Annotated in this window: 17 protein-coding genes and 1 pseudogene; 7 read left to right on the forward strand and 11 right to left on the reverse strand. The window is 56.4% G+C overall.

Going from position 1 to position 18,858, the window contains the following annotated elements; all coding sequences use genetic code 11:
* Positions 1-153: 153 nt before the first annotated feature.
* Positions 154-1,998, forward strand: coding sequence for a bifunctional sugar phosphate isomerase/epimerase/4-hydroxyphenylpyruvate dioxygenase family protein (locus tag O3C79_RS05310; protein ID WP_494385089.1), 1,845 nt, complete (start codon positions 154-156; stop codon positions 1,996-1,998).
* Between the two features lie 54 nt (positions 1,999-2,052).
* Here the strand turns inward: O3C79_RS05310 and O3C79_RS05315 are convergent, their stop codons facing one another.
* The 8 genes from O3C79_RS05315 to O3C79_RS05350 form a co-directional block, all read right to left on the reverse strand.
* Entirely contained in the window at positions 2,053-2,985 is a 933-nt protein-coding gene (locus O3C79_RS05315) for an AEC family transporter (RefSeq protein WP_494385090.1), read from the reverse strand.
* A 72-nt stretch (positions 2,986-3,057) separates the two neighbouring features.
* Positions 3,058-3,981, reverse strand: a complete 924-nt coding sequence (locus O3C79_RS05320; RefSeq protein ID WP_494385091.1) for a helix-turn-helix domain-containing protein — start codon at positions 3,979-3,981, stop codon at positions 3,058-3,060.
* A gap of 59 nt (positions 3,982-4,040) precedes the next feature.
* Complete coding sequence (locus O3C79_RS05325; RefSeq protein WP_076464596.1) at positions 4,041-5,327, reverse strand: TRAP transporter large permease; 1,287 nt, start codon at positions 5,325-5,327, stop codon at positions 4,041-4,043.
* Positions 5,324-5,836 (reverse strand): TRAP transporter small permease, encoded by a 513-nt coding sequence (locus O3C79_RS05330; RefSeq protein WP_494385092.1) that lies wholly within the window; start codon positions 5,834-5,836, stop codon positions 5,324-5,326. Before O3C79_RS05330 ends, O3C79_RS05325 begins: the two co-directional genes overlap by 4 nt.
* A gap of 21 nt (positions 5,837-5,857) precedes the next feature.
* A complete protein-coding gene (locus O3C79_RS05335; RefSeq protein ID WP_494385093.1) occupies positions 5,858-6,886 on the reverse strand; it encodes a TRAP transporter substrate-binding protein in 1,029 nt (342 codons plus the stop codon).
* A gap of 105 nt (positions 6,887-6,991) precedes the next feature.
* On the reverse strand, positions 6,992-7,987 hold the full coding sequence (locus tag O3C79_RS05340) for an aldo/keto reductase (protein ID WP_494385094.1): 996 nt from the start codon (positions 7,985-7,987) through the stop codon (positions 6,992-6,994).
* Between the two features lie 47 nt (positions 7,988-8,034).
* Complete coding sequence (locus tag O3C79_RS05345; protein ID WP_076464607.1) at positions 8,035-8,988, reverse strand: Gfo/Idh/MocA family oxidoreductase; 954 nt, start codon at positions 8,986-8,988, stop codon at positions 8,035-8,037.
* 164 nt (positions 8,989-9,152) lie between these two features.
* Positions 9,153-10,373 carry a LysR family transcriptional regulator gene (locus tag O3C79_RS05350; protein ID WP_494385095.1) on the reverse strand — a complete coding sequence of 407 codons (1,221 nt, stop codon included), beginning with the start codon at positions 10,371-10,373 and terminating at the stop codon, positions 9,153-9,155.
* Between the two features lie 184 nt (positions 10,374-10,557).
* Between O3C79_RS05350 and O3C79_RS05355 the strand changes: the two genes are divergently transcribed.
* From O3C79_RS05355 to O3C79_RS05380, 6 genes are read left to right on the forward strand one after another with little or no spacing between them, the layout of a single operon-like run.
* Positions 10,558-11,571, forward strand: coding sequence for an amidohydrolase family protein (locus O3C79_RS05355; RefSeq protein WP_494385096.1), 1,014 nt, complete (start codon positions 10,558-10,560; stop codon positions 11,569-11,571).
* A gap of 14 nt (positions 11,572-11,585) precedes the next feature.
* Positions 11,586-12,263, forward strand: a complete 678-nt coding sequence (locus tag O3C79_RS05360; RefSeq protein ID WP_494385097.1) for a 4-carboxy-4-hydroxy-2-oxoadipate aldolase/oxaloacetate decarboxylase — start codon at positions 11,586-11,588, stop codon at positions 12,261-12,263.
* On the forward strand, positions 12,256-13,320 hold the full coding sequence (locus O3C79_RS05365) for a 4-oxalomesaconate tautomerase (RefSeq protein ID WP_494385098.1): 1,065 nt from the start codon (positions 12,256-12,258) through the stop codon (positions 13,318-13,320). Before O3C79_RS05360 ends, O3C79_RS05365 begins: the two co-directional genes overlap by 8 nt.
* Positions 13,321-13,341: 21 nt before the next feature.
* Complete coding sequence (locus O3C79_RS05370; protein WP_494385099.1) at positions 13,342-14,214, forward strand: amidohydrolase family protein; 873 nt, start codon at positions 13,342-13,344, stop codon at positions 14,212-14,214.
* A 16-nt stretch (positions 14,215-14,230) separates the two neighbouring features.
* Positions 14,231-14,593 (forward strand): protocatechuate 4,5-dioxygenase subunit alpha, encoded by a 363-nt coding sequence (locus O3C79_RS05375; RefSeq protein ID WP_076464621.1) that lies wholly within the window; start codon positions 14,231-14,233, stop codon positions 14,591-14,593.
* Positions 14,586-15,425: a class III extradiol dioxygenase family protein gene (locus O3C79_RS05380; protein ID WP_494385100.1), complete on the forward strand. Its 840-nt coding sequence runs from the start codon at positions 14,586-14,588 to the stop codon at positions 15,423-15,425. Before O3C79_RS05375 ends, O3C79_RS05380 begins: the two co-directional genes overlap by 8 nt.
* A 282-nt stretch (positions 15,426-15,707) precedes the next feature.
* Here O3C79_RS05380 and tatA read toward each other — a convergent pair.
* From tatA to O3C79_RS05395, 3 genes and pseudogenes are all read right to left on the reverse strand, one after another.
* Positions 15,708-15,851 (reverse strand): annotated as a pseudogene (gene tatA, locus O3C79_RS05385) (twin-arginine translocase TatA/TatE family subunit); the annotation flags it as partial.
* A 57-nt stretch (positions 15,852-15,908) separates the two neighbouring features.
* Positions 15,909-17,477, reverse strand: coding sequence for an amidase (locus O3C79_RS05390; RefSeq protein ID WP_494385101.1), 1,569 nt, complete (start codon positions 17,475-17,477; stop codon positions 15,909-15,911).
* 14 nt (positions 17,478-17,491) lie between these two features.
* Positions 17,492-18,796: an OprD family outer membrane porin gene (locus O3C79_RS05395; RefSeq protein WP_494385102.1), complete on the reverse strand. Its 1,305-nt coding sequence runs from the start codon at positions 18,794-18,796 to the stop codon at positions 17,492-17,494.
* Positions 18,797-18,858: the final 62 nt, after the last annotated feature.

Genomic DNA, 18,858 nt, shown 5'->3' on the forward strand with positions numbered 1-18,858 from the left:
GCTGTTTGTCTGAGTGCAATCGATGTATTTTCATCCTATGATTTATAAAAATATAGGGTATTATTGGTTTTGTCAGATAATTAAAACAAGATGCCAGCGGCTGACCAAAGGACGGCAGGCTGGTGAGCATCTGCACAATCGGGGTAGCAAACAATGAAAACTGCACTGGCGACAGTAACCCTGTCCGGCACCTTGCCAGCCAAACTGGAAGCTGCTGCGGCGGCCGGATTCCAGGGCGTCGAAATCTTTGAAAATGACCTGCTGCAATATGAAGGCTCGCTAGCCGATGTTCGGCGTATGGCTGAAGGGCTGGGGCTGGAGATCATCGCTTTGCAGCCATTCCGCGATATGGAAGGCATGCCTGAGCCCTACCGCAGTCAGAAATTCAGCTATCTGCAGCGCAAGTTTACCCTGGCTCATGAGCTGGGCACCTCGCGCCTGCTGATGTGCAGTAACGTGTCACCTCATGCCAGCGGGGACCGCGACCAGTGTGCAGCCGATCTGCATGCACTGGCGGACATGGCGGCTCAGGAAGGGCTGACACTGGGGTATGAGGCTCTGGCCTGGGGGCGCTTCATAGCCGACTATGAGGATGCCTGGGATCTGGTCAAACGTGCCGGCCACCCCAATCTGGGGATCAATCTGGATACCTTCCACATGTTTGCCCGCGGTAATACTCTGGATTGCCTCCGGGATGAAATCCCGGTGGATAAGATTGCACTGGTACAGATTGCCGATGCACCGATCATGCAGATGGATGTGCTCCAGTACAGCCGTCACTTCCGCTGCTTCCCCGGCCAGGGTGATCTGCCGGTGGTGGATTTTGTGCGTTGTCTGCAGGAAAAGGGCTTCGACGACTACCTGTCGCATGAAATCTTCAATGATGAGTTCCGCTCTTCGTCGGCGAAAGAGAAGGCGGTTGACGGCATGCGCTCGATGATCTGGCTGCAGGAGCAGGCGACACAGAAAGAGCCGGAGCAGGCCAGCGAAATCACCGATATCGAATTCGTGGAGTTCGCCGTTGAAGGCGACACGGGAGAAGAGCTGATCGGCCTGCTTAACCAGCTGGGCTTTCGGGAAACTCATCGCCATCGCTCGAAAAACGTCAGCCTCATGCGTCAGGGTGACATCAACCTGATCCTCAACCGCGAGCCGGAGAGTCAGGCACATGAGCACTTCCAGCGTCACGGAGTGTCCGTCTGTGCACTTGCTTTCGCCAGCAGCGATCTCAAGTCGACCCTGGCCCGTGCCGACCGCTATCACCTGCAGCGCTTTGAGCATCAGGCCGGCCCCGGTGAGTTGAATATACCGGCGATTCGAGGCGTGGGTGACAGCCTGGTGTATTTCGTCGAGCGTAACGGCGCTTACCGCTTCTTCGATATCGACTTTGTTCCGGTTGAAGCTGAGCAGGAACAGTTGGGGCTGCAGCGCATTGACCATATGGGGCAATCAGTCGCCAAAACCGACTTCCTGTCAGCCTCGTTTTTCTACAAATCCCTGTTTGATTTTGATATTGAACCCAGCCAGGACCTGCCCGACATCTTTGGTCTGGTGGTCAGCCGCACCGCTAAAAGCGCCAACGGCCTGGTGCGTATTCCGATCAACATGACAGACGCCCGTGAGGCATCGCCGCAGCGCTTTATTCAGCGTTCCAAGGGGTCGGGCTTCCAGCAGGTTGCCTTCGAATGCGAGGATATCTTCAAGGCAGCGGCCGGTGCCGGGCCCGAGAACCTGCTGCCGATTCCGGCCAACTACTACGACGATATCGAAGCGCGTTTTGCTCTGGAGCCGGAGTTTGTGGCCAAACTGAAAGCTCACAACCTGCTGTATGATCGCAGCGAAGAGGGCGGTGAGCTGTTCCACTTCTACACCCGGGAAACCCACGGGGTGTTCTTTGAAGTGCTTCGGCGTACTGGTGGCTATAACCGCTATGGTGAGGCTAACGCGCACATACGTCTGGCGGCGCAGTCTCGTCAGTATGCATTGGCGCAGGCCTGATTTTTCCACACCGCCCTCATTCGAGGGCGGTTACCCCTTTCCTTATCGATCGCCTCAGGTCAGCAAACCAATCATCAGTGTCAGCGTAAAGAAGGACATCAGCGTGGTGATGATCAAAATGCTGGCGCTGGTTTGGCCAAAACCGTAGTTGCCGGCAATGATCGGGAAGACGCTGAACATGGGCATGGAGGCGAGCAGCAGCATGGAAAGCCTCAGGTCCGGTTCCATCCCCGGTACCAGCATCAGCAGCAGGAACACCAGCAAGGGATGCAGCAGCAACTTGCCCGCTACGACTGCCGGAATAGCCGAGACATTACCTCGAATGGAAGTACCCACCAGAACCCCCCCGATACTGAATAGCGCGACCGCTGCCGAGGCCTGAGCCAGCATGCTGAGGGTCTTGTCGATGACCTGGGGAATAGGCAGCTGAAGTAGTGAAACCAGCATGCCGGCACCGATGGCCAGTACCAGCGGATTCTTCAGCACGCGGGCAAATACGGCAGCGAAATGCTGGCGTCTGGAGGTGGCGTCATCCCGTCCACCGGATTCGATAATGATCAGTGCCAGTGGAATGATCAGCAGATTCTCCACCATCAATGACATGGCAAACGCCTGCGCGGGCGGCTCACCAAAAACCTGCAATAGCACCGGATAGCCGATAAAGGCACTGTTGGAGACGGCCATGCCCATGCCTTTTACGCCGCTTAACGGCAGCGTATTGCCCACCAGTTTGCGGTGCAGGGTGACGCCGATCAGCAGTGCCAACAGGGATGCGGTGGCATACACCAGCAGATAGCTGGGCTCGATGACCTCACTGAACTCCATGCGCGACAGCGTCCCGAAAATCAGTGCCGGCAGGCTGAAATAGAGTACAAAACGCCCCATGCCCGGGGCAGCAGCTGCGGGCATAATGCCGCTTTTGACAGCCAGGTAGCCCAGACCAATCAGGATGAAAATGGGGGCGGTAATGGACAGCACGCTCAGCATGCAGCAACTCCTTTTGTGTCAGTTGTATCAGTGTGTACCAGAGGCCGCTGACGCGGTGATGACACTAACCTGTCAGGCCTGTTCACGGTGTTCCCGGAAGATACTGGGTGTAGTCCCCACCCGCCGTTTGAAGAAGCGGGCGAAATAGGCCGGGTCGGCAAAGCCCAGCTCATAGGCGATCAGGGATACCGGGGCCGAGGAGTATATCAGCATGCGCTGGGCTTCCAGCGCCAGGCGGTCCTGCAACAGGTCACCCAGGCTTTTTCCGGTCGTGGCTTTGCAGGCCCGGTTAAGGCCAATCGGAGTGGTACACAGGGCATCGGCATAGAACTGGGACGGCAGGTGCTCACGGTAGTGCAACTCAATCAGTTCGCTCAGTTGCTGATAGCGGGTATCGTAATGTCCCTCGTGGCGCTGGCGATGGTGGGCGTGCAGGTGACGCCCCAGCTTGATCAGCATGGCGAACAACAGGCACTCGAACAGCTGCTGCTTGCCCGGTTCATTGTTGTTGTATTCGTTCAGCAGCTGATTGATGGATTGGTCGATAAACTGTCTGTCTTCAGGGTGGTTCTTTAACCTTATCACCTGTGCCGAGCGCATGAGTTCATCATGGACGGCCGAGTTACGGCTCAGCCGTTCATCACTGAGCAGCAGCTGAGACAGGGTAATGACATAACCGAGAGTGACATCGCGCTCGAACTCAAAGCCATGGGGCACCGAGGGCGGCAAGGTAAACAGGCAGGGCCCTTCCAGACAATGCTCCTGACCATCAAGGTGTGCCTTGACCTGGCCATGGCTGACATACACCAGCTGGTACATGCGCGGGTGTTGGTGAATACCAATATTCCAATTGAACAGGCGGGCGCGGGACTTGATATCCTCAATGTGGAAAAACTCGGGATCCTGCTGGGAAGGGGCTTCCCGGTAGAGGGCATAGGTTGAGATACCTGCCTCTGATGGGCAATGACCTCTGTCTGTTCGGGTGGTAGAGGGCATGCCGGGTGCCTCCTGTGAACAAATACTGACCCCGGAGACCGGGGCCAGTCAGGTGAGGACTAGAGTAGCCCCAGAGCCAGAGCCGGGAAAGTGATCAGCAGGGCCAGACGGACCAGATCGGAAATCACAAAGGGCATGACCCCCTTGTAAATGGAACCGATGGACACGTCCTTGGCAAAGGCCTTTATCACAAACACGTTCATGCCTACCGGTGGTGTGATCAAGCCCAGTTCCACCGTAATCACGGCGACAATACCGAACCAGATGGGGTCAAAGCCGGCGGCTTCCACCAGTGGGTAAACCACGGGCACGGTCAGCAGCAGCATGGCGATACTGTCCATGACGCAACCGAGCAGCATGAATAGCACCAGTACGCAGATCAGAATCATGAACGGTGTAAGCTGCAGGCTGTCTACGAAGCTCACGAGCTCGAAGGAGATTCGGGATACACTGAGGAAATACCCAAAAATCTCTGCGCCTATAATCATGAAAAAGATCATTGCCGAAGTGGTGAGGGTTTCCTGAATGGCGCTGCGAAAACCTTCAAAGTTCATCCCGCGAATGACCGCCATTACCAGCGTGGCAAAGGCTCCGATGGCAGCGGCTTCGGTCGGGGTGAAAATACCCAGGTAGATACCACCAATGATGATGGCGAATACTGCCGAGAAGGGGACAAGACCCTTGAGCCCCAGCAGTTTTTCTTTCAGGGAAGTCGCTTCACCCGGTGTGGCCAGTTCGGGCTTGAGTTTGACCAGTACACTGATGGTCACACAGTAGAGCACCAGGCCCAGAATGCCCGGAATCAGGCCGGCGATGAACATGTCACCCACCGACTGTTCGGTGATCAGGGCATACAGCAGCAGCGCAATGGAGGGCGGAATCATGATACCTAGGGTACCGCCGGCAGCCAGAGTGCCGGTGGCGAGAGAGTCAGCGTAGCCATGCTTGCGCATTTCCGGCAGGGCTACGCGCGACATGCTGGCCGCAGTCGCCACTGAAGAGCCCGAGATGGCAGAGAATATGCCGCAGGACAGAATCGCCGCCAGGGAAATACCACCGCGCCAGGCACCGAACAGGGAGCGTGCGCCACTGAACAGCTGGTCCGACATCTTGGCCCGAGAGGCAAACACACCCATCATGATGAACATGGGAATGGGGCTGAAGCTGTAGTTGGAGAGGGTCTCGAAGGGGCCTCCTTCCAGAATGGCCATGGCCGGATCAAAGGCGATAATCCAGGCAAAGCCGATAAAGCCAACAGAAGCCATGGCCAGCGCGATGGGTGCGCGCAGGGCCATCATGACCAGCATCAAGGCGATGCAGGTCAAACCGATCATGGCAGAACTCATGTGTTAAACCCCATTGCAGTGCAGAAGCGTCGTTGTGCCGTCAGCAGGGCGCGAATACCCAGCATGGCGGTGCCAAAAACGGTGGCCGCGTAGATGTAACTCATGGGCATCAACAGATCCTGAGTGGTCTCGCCGGTCATGTTGGCGGCATGGACCGCTTCAAAGAAGCGGATGGTCATACCCAGCGCCAGTAACATGTAGCCCAGAAAATAGATGCCTTCGAGAAAGGCTTTCTTGCGTTCACTGAGTCGTTCGGTAAACAGGTCCACCACGACCTGAGAACGGTCAACACAATAGGGAAGCGAATACAGAATCGTGAACAATAGGCCGAACTTGATGATTTCGATGCCACCAATAAAGGTAAGGTCGATGCCACCGTCGGTAACCCCGAACAGGAAGCGGGTGGTGACGTCCAGAAGGACTGTCACCATCATTGTCACGATCACAACGCCACTCAGCTGCATCATCCAGAAGGCGATGGCATCAATCAGGTGTGCGATCTGTTTCATATTTGACTCCAGGGCGCAGGCTTACTGACAGCTGTTAGCCAGTTCAAGTGCTCGAGCATACACTTTGCGTGCCGGAAGTCCCTTGCTTTCCAGTTCGGCGAGGTAGTTCTCGGTTGCGGCGGCGACGACCGGTTTCCAGGCCGGGTTATCCACACCGCCTTCAATGGTCAGGATCTCATGACCGGCATCTACAGCATCTTTTCGGCCTGCGGCATCCTGTTGGTCGAACACCTTGCCGGCGTTAGCGGCCCAGAGCTGGCCCGAGTTGTCATCGATCACCTTCTTCAGGTCATCCGGCATGGAGTTGTACACACGCTTGTTCATGGTGACCACAAACGACAGGCTATAGATACCCACTTCTGTGTGTTTGGTGGCCAGTTCATTCAGGCGGAAGGATTTCTGACCTTCCCAGGGCAGGGAGACGCCATCAATTACGCCACGCTGCATGGACTGGTAAGACTCGGGTGCCGGCATGCCCACTGGTTGGGCTTCAACCTCTTCCAGAATCTTGGCGACCACCGCAGTGGGGCGACGGATACGCATACCGGCCAGGTCAGATGGCTGCTCGATCAGCTTTTCCTTGGTGTGAATGTGACCCTGACCGTGGGTGAACATGAACAGCGGCTTGGTTTCCTTGTACTCGTCGGCAACCAGGCCTTCATCGTACAGGGACTGGATCACACAGGAGCCCTGCTGCGCATCGGTCACGATACCGGGCAGTTCCACGATCTGGGTCAGTGGGAAACGGTTGGCAGTATAACCCTGCACCGTGGCGCTGATATCGGCGATGCCATTGGCGGCTGCATCATACAGAGCCGGTGGTTTGGCCAGGGTGGAGGAGGGGTAGAGCTCTACTTCAATGCGACCGTTGGAATCGGCTTTCACCTTGTCGGCCCAGGCAACGAACACCTCTTTATGAGGGGCCGCAACGGGCGGGAAGAAGTGAGCAAAACGCAGGGTATAGTCAGCCGCCATGGCGGTGGGTGCGATAACGGTTGCAGTGGCAGCCAGAGCAGCCGAGAACGCAGCGGTCTTGAGCATCTTTTTCATGGGTGGTTGCCTCGGTTTTTATTGTGTTTCTTTTTGTCTTTATTGCGTGCTTGTTATATCGAGCGTTGTTGCAGCGGTGTACGGGTGGAGCCGGTTCGCCTGTTATCAGGCGAACTCTTCGGTATCGATTTCAGCCTGCTGGGCCGCGCTGTAACGCGGGCCATACACGGTGGTCTGGTTAATAAGCGCATCCAGGCGCGCCACCAGTGCCCCGTCCAGGCTGACCTGGTCGGCCAGCAGGTTTTCCTGCATGTGCTCGACCGAGCGAGTTCCCGGAATGGGGATAATGTGATCGCCCTTGGCCTTGAGCCAGGCCAGCGCCAGCTGGGCGGGTGAGCAACCGGCTTCCTCGGCGATGGCGACGTAGCCGTTCAGCAGCTGCAGGTTCTGTGGATAGTTGTCCTCATTGAAACGTGGCATGCTGCGGCGAATGTCCTTTTCCACCAGAGACGTCACGTCCTGCAGGGTGTTGGTCAGGTAACCACGGGCCAGCGGACTGAAGGCAACAAAGGCGGTACCGCTGTCGCGGCAGGCATCCAGTACGGCAATCTCGGCGTTACGGGACCAGAGTGAGTACTCGGTCTGGAGTGCCGCAATCGGGTGCACGGACTGGGCGCGTTTCAGGGTTTCGGCCGATACTTCCGACAGTCCGATGGCGCCGATCTTGCCTTCCTTAACCAGCTCCGCCAAAGCGCCCACACTCTCTTCGATGGGCGTGTTGAAGTCGCGACGATGCAAATAGTAGAGGTCGATATGGTCGGTCTGCAGACGGCGCAGGCTGGCTTCACACTGAGCCTTGAGCGTCTCCGGGCGGCCATCAATCTCCTTGACGCCACTTTCCTGGCCGATACCCATGCCGCACTTGCTGGCCAGAAACAGGGACTGGCGCTGCTCTTTCAACGCCTTGCCGACCAGCGTCTCGTTACGGCCACCACCATAAAGCGTGGCGGTATCGAAGTGACGGTAGCCCATGTCGAATGCCTGCTGCAGGGCACGAACTCCTTCAGCTTCCGCAACGGGCGTTCCGTAGGCATGGGACAGGTTCATACAGCCCAATCCAATGCCGGGGTGGTTGAAGTCTTGGCTCAGCAGCTTGCTCATATGAATATCCCTGTGTTGTAAAAATCAGGTTCGGAAAGTCGAACCGCTTAGCGGTCCGCTTCCAGGCACTGTTCCAGCTGGTGCAGGGTTTCCATGGCCGGCAGACACTGGGCCACGCTGGAGTTAGGTTCACGGCCTTCCTGAATGGCAGCGATGAATTCACGGTCCTGCAGCTCGATACCGTTGTTGGACACGGCAACACCGGTCAGGTCGATCTTGTTCTCGTTGCCGTCAAAGAGATCGTCGTAACGGGCGATGTAGGTACCGTTATCGCAGATGTAACGGAAGAAGGTGCCGAAAGGACCATCGTTATTGAATGACAGGGACAGAGTGCAGAGTGCGCCGCTGCCGGTTTTCATGCCGATGCTCATGTCCATGGCGATGCCCAGATCCGGGTGATGCGGGCCTTCCAGTGCCTGTACCTTGGTGGCGGCTTCACCGGCCTGATACTGGAACAGGTCCACGGTATGGCAGGCGTGGTGCCACAGCAGGTGGTCGGTCCAGGAACGGGGCTGACCCTTGGCGTTGGTGTTGGTGCGGCGGAAGAAATAGGTCTGAACATCCATCTGTTGGATCTTCAGTTCACCGGCCTGGATCTTGTTGTGAATCCACTGATGGCTGGGGTTGAAGCGGCGGGTATGGCCGGCCATGGCGACCAGACCGGTTTTCTGTTGGACTTCGACCAGCTTGCGTGAGTCTTCGATGTTGTCGGCCATGGGAATCTCGACCATCACATGCTTGCCGGCTTCCAGGCACTGAATCGCCTGAGAGGCATGCATCTGTGTCGGGGTGGCCAGAATCACGCCATCCACATCGTCACGGGCCAGGGCTTCCGCCAGATCGGTGGTGTAGTGCGGCACGCCACGCTCTTCGGCAAATTCACGAATCACGTCGATTTTTGTACCCACAACCGAGGTAACGGTCGCGCCGTCGATCGCATCGATGGCGTCCATATGTTTCATGCCAAAAGCGCCGCTGGCGCCTGCAACACAGAGTCTCATCAGCTTGTCTCCTGCTACTCAATGCAAAAATTCTGTTGTCCGCTGGCAGCGACTGACTGCCTCGAGACGTTAGATTAGTACAGGAAATCTAACACCGACCTCGGCAACTGAGTAATTGAATAATCTCTTCAGGTATTCAATTTTTGCAAAGCAGGGTGGTTTTGCTAGATGTCGGAGTAGCGCAAGGCGGCCTCTTTCAGCATCTCCAGAAAATGACTTTGTGTCGGTGTGGGCTGCCAGTCACGACGTACCGTAATGCCGATAGGCCGGCGTGTGTGGCTCAGGGAGAAGGGGATGACACTGAGGATGCCCTGACGTAATTCATGCTCCACCTGATGGGTGGAAATCAGGGTCAAACGGTCACTGCCTCTTAACAGTTCTCGAATAAGTATTTGTGAACTGGTTTCGACGAGGCGGGTTGGGGTGGCAATGCCCCTGTCACTGAACAGGGTATCAAAAAATGCACGTGTGGGCGTGCCGCTTCGGGGCACGACCCAGCTGCTCTGGGCCAATTGATCCAGGCTGAGCGCGCTGGCCTTGCGCAGCGGATGGTCCTTGCGTGCCACGATTGCCAGTGGTGGTGACAGCAGCTCTTCCTGGATGATGTCGTCGGCGGGCGGCGGAAAGCGCAGGGCACCAATCAACAGGTCCAGATCGCCTGAGCGCAGGTGGAACAGCAGGTCATCATAGGGAGCATCAACCACACTGAGACCAATATCCGGGTGCGCTTCGCTGAAGCGGTTGATTACATCCGGGAGAATCGAGGTACGGGCCAGGGGCATGCTGCCCATGACGATCTTGCCCACCTCACGGAACTGCAGGGCGCTGATCTCGTAAAAGCCCTGTTCAATTTCGGAAAAGCCCAGCTTGGCCGCACGGGCTAGAATCTCGGCGGCGCGGGTGGGTACTATGCCGCTGCGAGTCTTTTCGAATAATGTGATACCCAGCAGACTTTCCAGTTCTCGCCCGGCCCGGTGCAGCGATGACTGTGACAGCTCCAGGTGACGGCTGGCGACACTGAAGCTGTGGCTCTCGGTGACGGCTATAAGCGCCCTCAGTTGCGTCGTGGTGAGCAGGGGCAGCAGTTGTGCCGGGCTGCCCGTTTGCGCCTGGCTGCTCTTCAGGGCAGCACGGATACCTCGCTCCAGATAGTCCATGCAACGCCCCACACGGTTGCGCCAGACCTCTCCAGATGGCGTCGGGAACATGCCGTTGGAGTGGCGCTCGAACAAGTCCGTTTCCAATAAAGCTTCCAGTTTTCCTATCGCCTGGGTAATAGCCGGTTGAGACAGAAAAACCTGAGGCGCAGCCTTGCTGATACTGCGGTATTTGGCGACTTCCATGAATACGCGCAGGTGTCGCAGGTTGGGCATTGAAAACTGCATGGAGGCTCCGGAAAGGCTGAGTTGTCGACGAGTCGTTCTCAAAAATCAATAGTATTGCGGTCAAATTGAAATGGCCAGTCTCCATTTCAGTGCCAATACTAGGGGGCATCAGGAAACGCTGTGTTCATTTACGTGATTCAGTCGTGCGATTCAGTTAAAGCAATTCTATTGAAGGTTGTCTGAGATGATTATCGATTGTCATGGTCACTACACCACCACGCCGCCGCAGGTAGGTGAGTACCGAGAAAAACAAAAAGAAGCGGTCGCCAAGGACCCCGGTTTCATCGGTGAGAAAGGCCAGATCATCATCAGTGATGATGAGATCCGTGAAACCATCGAAAATAACCAGCTGCGCCTGCAGCAGGAACGCGGCACCGACCTGACCATCTTCTCGCCGCGTGCGAGCTGGATGGGTCACCATATCGGCAACGAGCATACCAGCCAGTTCTGGACCGAACATCAGAACGATCTTATCCGCCGCGTCTGCGATCTGTTCCCGAAAAACTTTGCCCCTGTTGCGCAGCTGCCGCAGTCGCCGGGTGTTGATCCGGCCAAGTCTGTACCTGAAATCGTGCGGACCGTTGAGCAGATGGGCTTTATCGGCATCAACCTGAACCCGGACCCCAGTGGCGGTCACTGGAACGGTTCCTCTTTGGCTGACCGTTCTTTCTACCCGATCTATGAAAAGATGGTCGAGTACGATATCCCGGCTATGGTGCACGTGAGTGCGGCCTGCAACGAATGTTTCCACACCACCGGCTCGCACTACCTGGGCGCCGACACTACCGGCTTCCAGCAGCTGATGATGTCCGATGTGTTCAAGGACTTCCCCGAGCTGAAAATCATTATCCCGCATGGCGGTGGTGCTGTTCCCTATCACTGGGGCCGTTTCCGTGGCATGGCGCTGGACCAGGGCTTCGAGCTGGAAGAGCGCGTACTCAACAACATCTACTTCGATACCTGTGTGTACCATCAGCGCGGTATCGACCTGTTGCTGGATATTGTCCCCACCAAGAACATCCTGTTCGCCTCCGAAATGATCGGCGCGGTCCGCGGGGTCGACCCGGAGACTGGTCATTTCTTCGATGACACCAAGCGTTATATCGACGGCAATACTGCCCTGACTGCTGAGCAGAAGCAGGAGATCTTCGAGCACAACAGCCGTCGTGTATTCAGTCGCCTGCAAATTCCGGCCTGAGGAAGGAGTCGAGCATGAGAGAGAATATTGTCGTACAGAGTATTGAACGCGCCGAGCAGAGCGTGATCGATGGTCTGGCCGAATGTGGCGTGGCCACCATTCATGAGGCTCAGGGCCGTGTCGGTTTGCTGGCGCATTATATGCGTCCGATCCAGCAGGATGTGGCGGTGGCCGGTTCTGCCGTGACCATCTCCGGTGCTGCCGGTGACAACTGGATGATGCATGTAGCCATCGAGCAATGTAAGCCTGGCGACATGATGGTGTTTGCGCCCACATCACCTTCGGTTCATGGTTTTTTCGGTGACCTGCTGGCAACCTCGGCACAGTCCCGCGGCGTTGTTGGCCTGATCATCGATGGCGGCGTGCGTGATACCCGCGACCTGCGCCAGATGAACTTCCCGGTCTGGTCCAAGGCGGTCTTCGCCGAAGGTACTATCAAGGAGACACTGGGCTCGGTGAATATACCGATGGTGTGTGCCGATGCGCTGATCCATCCCGGTGATGTGATCGTGGCCGATGATGACGGTGTTGTCGTTGTACGCCGCGAGAAGGCTGCCGAGGTGCTGGATCTGGCGCGCAAGCGTATGGCGCTTGAAGAGTCCAAGCGCGTGCGCATGGCCAACGGCGAGCTGGGTCTGGATATCTACGACATGCGCCCGCGCCTGAAAGAGAAGGGCCTGAAGTATGTCTAAGGGCATACGCTGCATGTGGATGCGGGGTGGCACCTCCAAGGGAGGATACTTCCTCGCATCTGATCTGCCTTCTGATGCGGCCGAGCGCGATGCATTTCTGCTGGGCATGATGGGCTCGCCAGACCCGCGTCAGATTGATGGCATGGGCGGTGCTGACCCGCTCACCTCCAAAGTGGCGGTGGTGCAAGCGTCCGAGCGTGATGATGCCGATGTGGATTACCTGTTCCTGCAGGTATTCGTGGATCAGGCCATCGTCACCGATGCGCAGAACTGCGGCAACATCCTCGCCGGTGTGGGTCCCTTCGCTATTGAACGTGGTCTGGTTAAGGCAGCAGATGGCGAAACTGAAGTGCGTATCTTCATGGAAAATACCGGTCAGATCGCCCGTGCCCGTGTCAGTACGCCCAACGCACAGGTGAGTTACTCAGGCGATGCCCGTATCGACGGTGTGCCGGGCAGTTCCGCTGCCTTGCCCATTACCTTCGAGGATACCGCCGGTTCCAGCTGCGGTGCCTTGCTGCCGACCGGTAATGCAGTCGACGTGATCGACGGTGTTGAGGTTACGCTGATCGATAACGGTATGCCGGTTGTGGTGATGCGCGCCGAGGATATGGGCATCAGCGGTACTGAGCCTCGCGAAGAATTGGAAGCCAATACCGCTCTACGCCAGAAGCTGGAGTCGATTCGGCTGCAGGCCGGTCCAATGATGAGTCTGGGTGACGTAAGCGGAAAATCGGTCCCCAAAATGAGCATGGTCAGCCAGGCGACCAATGGCGGCGCCCTTTCTACGCGTACCTTTATTCCGCACCGCTGCCATGCCTCCATCGGTGTGCTGGGCGCAGTGAGCGTGGCCACGGCTGCCGTGCTGCCCGGTTCACCCGCCGCTGCGGTGGCTGATATTCCAGAGGGTGCCCGTAAAATCCTGTCGGTGGAGCACCCGATTGGCGAAATGAGCGTGATTCTGGACATGGACAGCACTGGCCAGGTCACTTCTGCCGCCATCCTGCGCACGGCGCGCAAGCTGTTTGATGGCGACGTGTTTGCCCATAATAATTAACTGAGAACCAGGTGTAGCAAGATGATGGATCCTGATTACCTTCCGTTCCATGCCAACCCGAGCAAGCCTGCGTTCAAGGCGCCCGAGGGTGCCGTGGATGCCCATTGCCACGTGTTTGGCCCGGCGGACAAGTTTCCCTACCACCCCAAACGCAAGTACACGCCCTGTGATGCGTCCAAGGAAAAACTGTTTGAACTGCGTGACTACCTGGGTTTCTCTCGCAATGTGATCGTGCAGGCCTCCTGCCATGGCACCGATAATGCCGCGCTGATCGATGCGCTGGAAAGTGCAGGGGAGTTGGCCCGCGGTGTGGCGGTGGTTGATCCGGCCATCAGCGAAGACGAACTCAAGGCGATGGACGCCGCCGGTGTACGTGCCGTGCGCTTCAACTTCGTTAAGCGTCTGGTGGATACCACACCCAAGGAAATATTCCTGTCTATTGCCGAGAAGATCAAGCCGCTGGGCTGGCATATTGTAGTGTACTTCGAAGCACCGGACCTGGAAGAGCTGACGCCTTTCCTGAATGAGCTGAACACCACGATTGTGGTTGATCACATGGGCCGTCCCGATGTGACCAAGGGCGTAGACCACCCGGATTTTCAGCGCTTTATCGACCTGATGAAAAACAACGACAAAATCTGGACCAAGGTGTCCTGCCCTGAGCGTTTGACCCAGACCCCGCCGGACTATTCCGATGTGGTGCCGTTTGCCAAAACACTGGTGGAAACCTTCCCGGACCGTGTGCTCTGGGGCACCGACTGGCCGCACCCGAATATGAAATCCCATACGCCGGATGATGGTCAGCTGGTGGATGTTATCCCGCAGATCGCCCCCACGGCCGAGTTGCAGCAAAAGCTGCTGATCGACAACCCCATGCGACTTTACTGGTCGTAACTGAGGAGGGTTCAGTATGAGTTCCAAACATCGCGACATCCCGGGCACCATCTTCTTTGACGGTGCCATGGCCACCAAAGGCTATGCACTGAACAAAATGTGCTTTTCGTTCAACAACGCCGAAGGTCGTGAAGCGTTCAAGCAGGACGAAGCTGCCTATTGCGACAAGTTCGGACTGACCGAGGTCCAGAAAGAAGCCGTGCTTAAACGTGACATCATGACGCTGGAGCGCGAGGGCGGCAGTATCTACTACCTGGCCAAGTTTGCCGGTGTGCTCGGTCTCAACGTGCAGGATGTCGGCGGCATCCAAACCGGCCGCACCACAGAAGAATTTCAGGCCTATCTAGACAGTCAGGGCAGGGGTAAAAACAATGGCTAAAATCATCGGTGGAATCACCACCTCCCACATTCCGGCGATCGGCATCGCCATGGATAAGGGCATTGAAGACACCCCTTACTGGAAGGATTTCTTTGCCGGCTACCCGCCCATTCGCGAGTGGCTTAACCAGGAACAGCCGGATATCGCCATCGTGTTCTACAACGATCACGGCCTGGAGATGTTCCTCGACAAGAAGCCGACTTTCGCGATCGGTTGTGCACCTCAGTATGAAAATGCGGATGAGGGCTGGGGTATTGCTACTATTCCGCCGGTGACCGGTGAAACCGAGCTGTCCTGGCACATCATCAATGAACTGGTGGAAAACGACTTCGACCCCACCGTGTGTCAGGACATCAAGGTGGATCATGGTCTGACCGTGCCGCTGTCGATCATGTACCCTGGTCGCAACTACCAGCACATGAAAGTGATCCCGGTGTGCATCAACTGCGAGCGTCATCCCATGCCCAAGCCCTCACGCTGCTTCGCACTGGGTCAGGCGATCGGTCGTGCGGTCGAGTCGTTTGAAGGCGACCAGAAGGTTGTCGTGTTCGGTACCGGTGGCCTGTCCCATCAGCTGGACGGTGAGCGTGCCGGTATCATCAATGCTGACTTCGATATCGAATGCATGGACAAACTGGTCAGCGATCCTGAAGCCCTGACCCAATACAGCATCGACGACCTGGTCGAAATCGCAGGCGCTCAGGGCGTAGAACTGAACATGTGGATCGCCATGCGCGGCTGCATGCTGGGTGATGTGGAAGAAGTTCACCGCAACTACGTTGCACCGATTTCCAATACCGGTGCCGGTACCCAGCTGTTGCTGAACAAGTAACAGCTGCCCAAAAATCATCGCTCAACGCCCCGCCTGCTGCGGGGCGTTTTTTATTCATTGCGGCAAGCCCTATGCTGCATCAGCCTTTCCTCGTCTTTTAGCATACTGGTTTGAGAGTTCTTGGTTGGGACTCCCAAAGAAACCGTGGAGGCACAGATCGATGTTGCTAACCGAAGAAATGGAGCTGACTTAGACCGACTTTATATTTATCTGACCCGAAAGAAGGCTCTTAAGAGCAGAAACTGGCGGAAGGGGAGAGCGCCAGTTCCTGCGCGAGTGTTACTCGTCGTGATTGACCGCTTTGCGAAACGAACTCAAGGCACTGCCCAGGTCCGTACCTGCCGAGCGCAGTTTGTGGGTGCCAAACAGCAGCATAATGATTGCAAATACAATCAACAGCTGCCAGATACTGATACCAGCGAGCATGGCGATTACCTTTTTAAACTATCGGGAACGAGAGGGGCTGAGCCCTCTCAGTTTCGGTTATGACTTGACCAGTGTAGGATTGGTTTGTGTCAGCTTTGCGGCTTGCTCATAGGCATGCGCGATTTTGAGTACTTTGAGGTCTTCCTTGTTTCGGCCGATCAGCTGAATACCCATGGGGCGACCCTGGCTGTCGAAGCCGGCCGGCACATTGGCCACCGGGCAACCGCTCAGCGTGCCCGGAGTCACGACTTCCATCCAGCGGTGATAGGTATCCATGGTGCGGCCGTTGATCTCCTTGGGCCAATGCGTGTCGGCGGAGAACGGGAACAGCTGCGCCGACGGCAGCGCCACCACATCGTAGGTGTCAAAGAGTTTATCCAGTGCGTGGTACCAGCTGGTGCGGGCCTTCGACGCTTTGTACACATCCATGGCTGACAACTTCATGCCTCCTTCGACTTCCCAGATGGCTTCGGGTTTCATCAGCGCACGGTTGCTTTCCTTGGCATACAGGCCGCTGGCGACCCCGGCGATAAGGAAGTGCCTCAGCGTGAGCCAGGTCTGCCAGACCTCTTCCATCGGGTACTTCATATCCACCGCTTCCACGGTGCCGCCGATGGTATTGAAGTGCTTGAGCGCCTGCTCACACACGTCCAATACACCGGGCTCAGTGGCCAGGTAGCCGTTGAAATCGCCCAGCCAGGCCACTTTCAGGCCCTGGGTATTGGTGTCCAGGTTGCCAGCGAAGGAGGTGGGGTTGGACTTCTGTGACAGGGGGACACGTGAGTCGTAACCGGCCATGGTGGACAGCAACATGGCGGTATCCTGCACGGTCCGGCCCATGGTGCCTTCATAGCCCAGCTGCTGGTAGAACACTTCCTTGGTTGGTCCAAAGGGTACTAATCCTTGAGACGGGCGGAAGCCTATGATGTTGTTATAGGCTGCCGGGTTGCGCAGTGAACCCATCATGTCACTGCCGTCTGCTACCGGGACCATGCCCGTGGCGATGGCCACGGCGGCACCGCCGCTGCTGCCACCGGCACACAGGTCCGGATTATAGGCATTGCGGGTTACGCCAAAGACGGTGTTGTAGGTTTGAGAGCCCAGGCCGAATTCTGGGGTATTGGTTTTGCCTATAATGATGGCGCCCGCTTCGCGCAAGCGTTCCACAAAAATGGCGTCATGACCCGGAACCCAGTCTTTCAGAATGGGTGACCCAAGTGATGTTTTCAGCCCCTTGGTGGCGGCCAGATCCTTAACAGCATGGGGGAAACCGTGCATCCAGCCACGATACTGGCCCCGTTGCAGCTCGGTATCCGCACGGACGGCTTCATCCATCAACTGCTCGCGGTCACGCAACGATACAATGGCGTTATAGGTGGGGTTGTACGTCTCGATCTGGTCCAGGTAGGCTGTCATCACCTCGGAACAGCTGACGTTGCCGCCCCGAATGGCCTGCGACAGATCGACCGCCGACAGAGACAGTAGCTGTTCGGGAGAGTTGACGCTGATTTTTTTACCCTTGCCTGTGGCCCAGGCCGGGGTGATCTGAGATGCGGCTGCGAGAAGCCCCAGACCGCCGCCGACCTTCAGCAGGCTCCGGCGTGAAAGAGTGCTGGAAGATGCCATGGTATTACCTCGTATCAGAATTTCACGGTGTAGTTCAGGTAAATCCGGTCGGCGTGATGCGTAATGATGCCGGCAGGAGTAAAGGGAAGGGAGGTGCGGCGCACGCCATCCGGCGTACCTTCAGTATCATGCTCGACATGAAGCCAGGCCAGGTGGAGGCCTTTAAGCGCACCATCGAAACGGTATTGCAGGACGCTTTGCAGCTCGGTGCGCTCAAAGTCATTAAACCCGGCTGCATCGTCAGACCAGGCATAGTGCGCATCCCAACGCAGTTGAGGAATGCCAAGGTCAGCAAAACTCATACCGCCGCTGAGTTTGAGCATCTGCTCGTCTTCAAGGCCGAACCAGTAGAAGTTTTTGGCGGCACTGCTCCAGTGGCCATAGTCTTCGGCAAAAAATACACGGTCATAGTCATCGCCACGGGTCTTGGTAACATGGGCACCCAGGTAATAGGGACCCTGACTGTATTTGCCGCCCAGTTCATAGAAGGTTGCATCGTGATCAGATTCTGCCGTGTAGGGGCCTGCACCCGTGGTTTCAAAAAGATCACCCGCATCCTGTTGATTTCCGAACTTGAAATGAAGTTGGATTTTGGCGTCATTATTGAGGGTGAAGGATTTACTAAGACTGGCAAAAGACGATTTTATATAATCTTTTGATTCGGCGTGCTCCAAATTGGCGCTTATATTAAAAGGAAGCTTTAAATTGGTGCCTAATATTCGAAGGTGGTCAATTTTATCACCATTGAAGTTTTCCAATGAGTTGGATGAAGCTGAAGTATTCCTTGGACTAAAGCCTTCAATTTGAGTGAAATAAACCGACCCGTGTTTGAACGCGTAATCCAGATCGGCACCGACAGTGCTGGCTGGAAGGATACGGGTGGTATTGTCGGCATACTGAGTTCGAGACCTGACCTTCTTGCCGATACCCAGTTTAAGCCCCGTATTGTCTGCCCCCAAAGGCTGGAAGCGCAGGTAGGCTTCAGTCAGTTTGCCGATTCCGTGAGGGTCCTGAATACTGGTGTTCGGGCTCAAGTTGGTCAGGCTGTTGGCCTCGCCGCCTACGTTCAGGTCCCCGGCCAGAGCGGCACTCAGGTCCAGACCGACTCGGTTAGCGAAGTAGCCGGATTTGAAGGTCGCTTGAATGGCATGTACCCACTCATCACGGGTAGGGCCGAATCCTTTATCAGGATCTTCATCCCAGTAATATTGTGCATACCGAATGGATGTTTCGGAGTGATCTATAAAATCGCTTGCGCTTGCAAGCACCGGAGCCGCCAGTGCCAGAGCGCCCCAATATAAATAATTTTTTTTCTTCATGTGTCTGCTTTTTAGTTTTAGGGTCGAATCCAAGGGGGCGTATATCGATCCTATGGAAAAAT

The organism is Marinobacterium sp. NO-S09 (assembly GCF_059179545.1).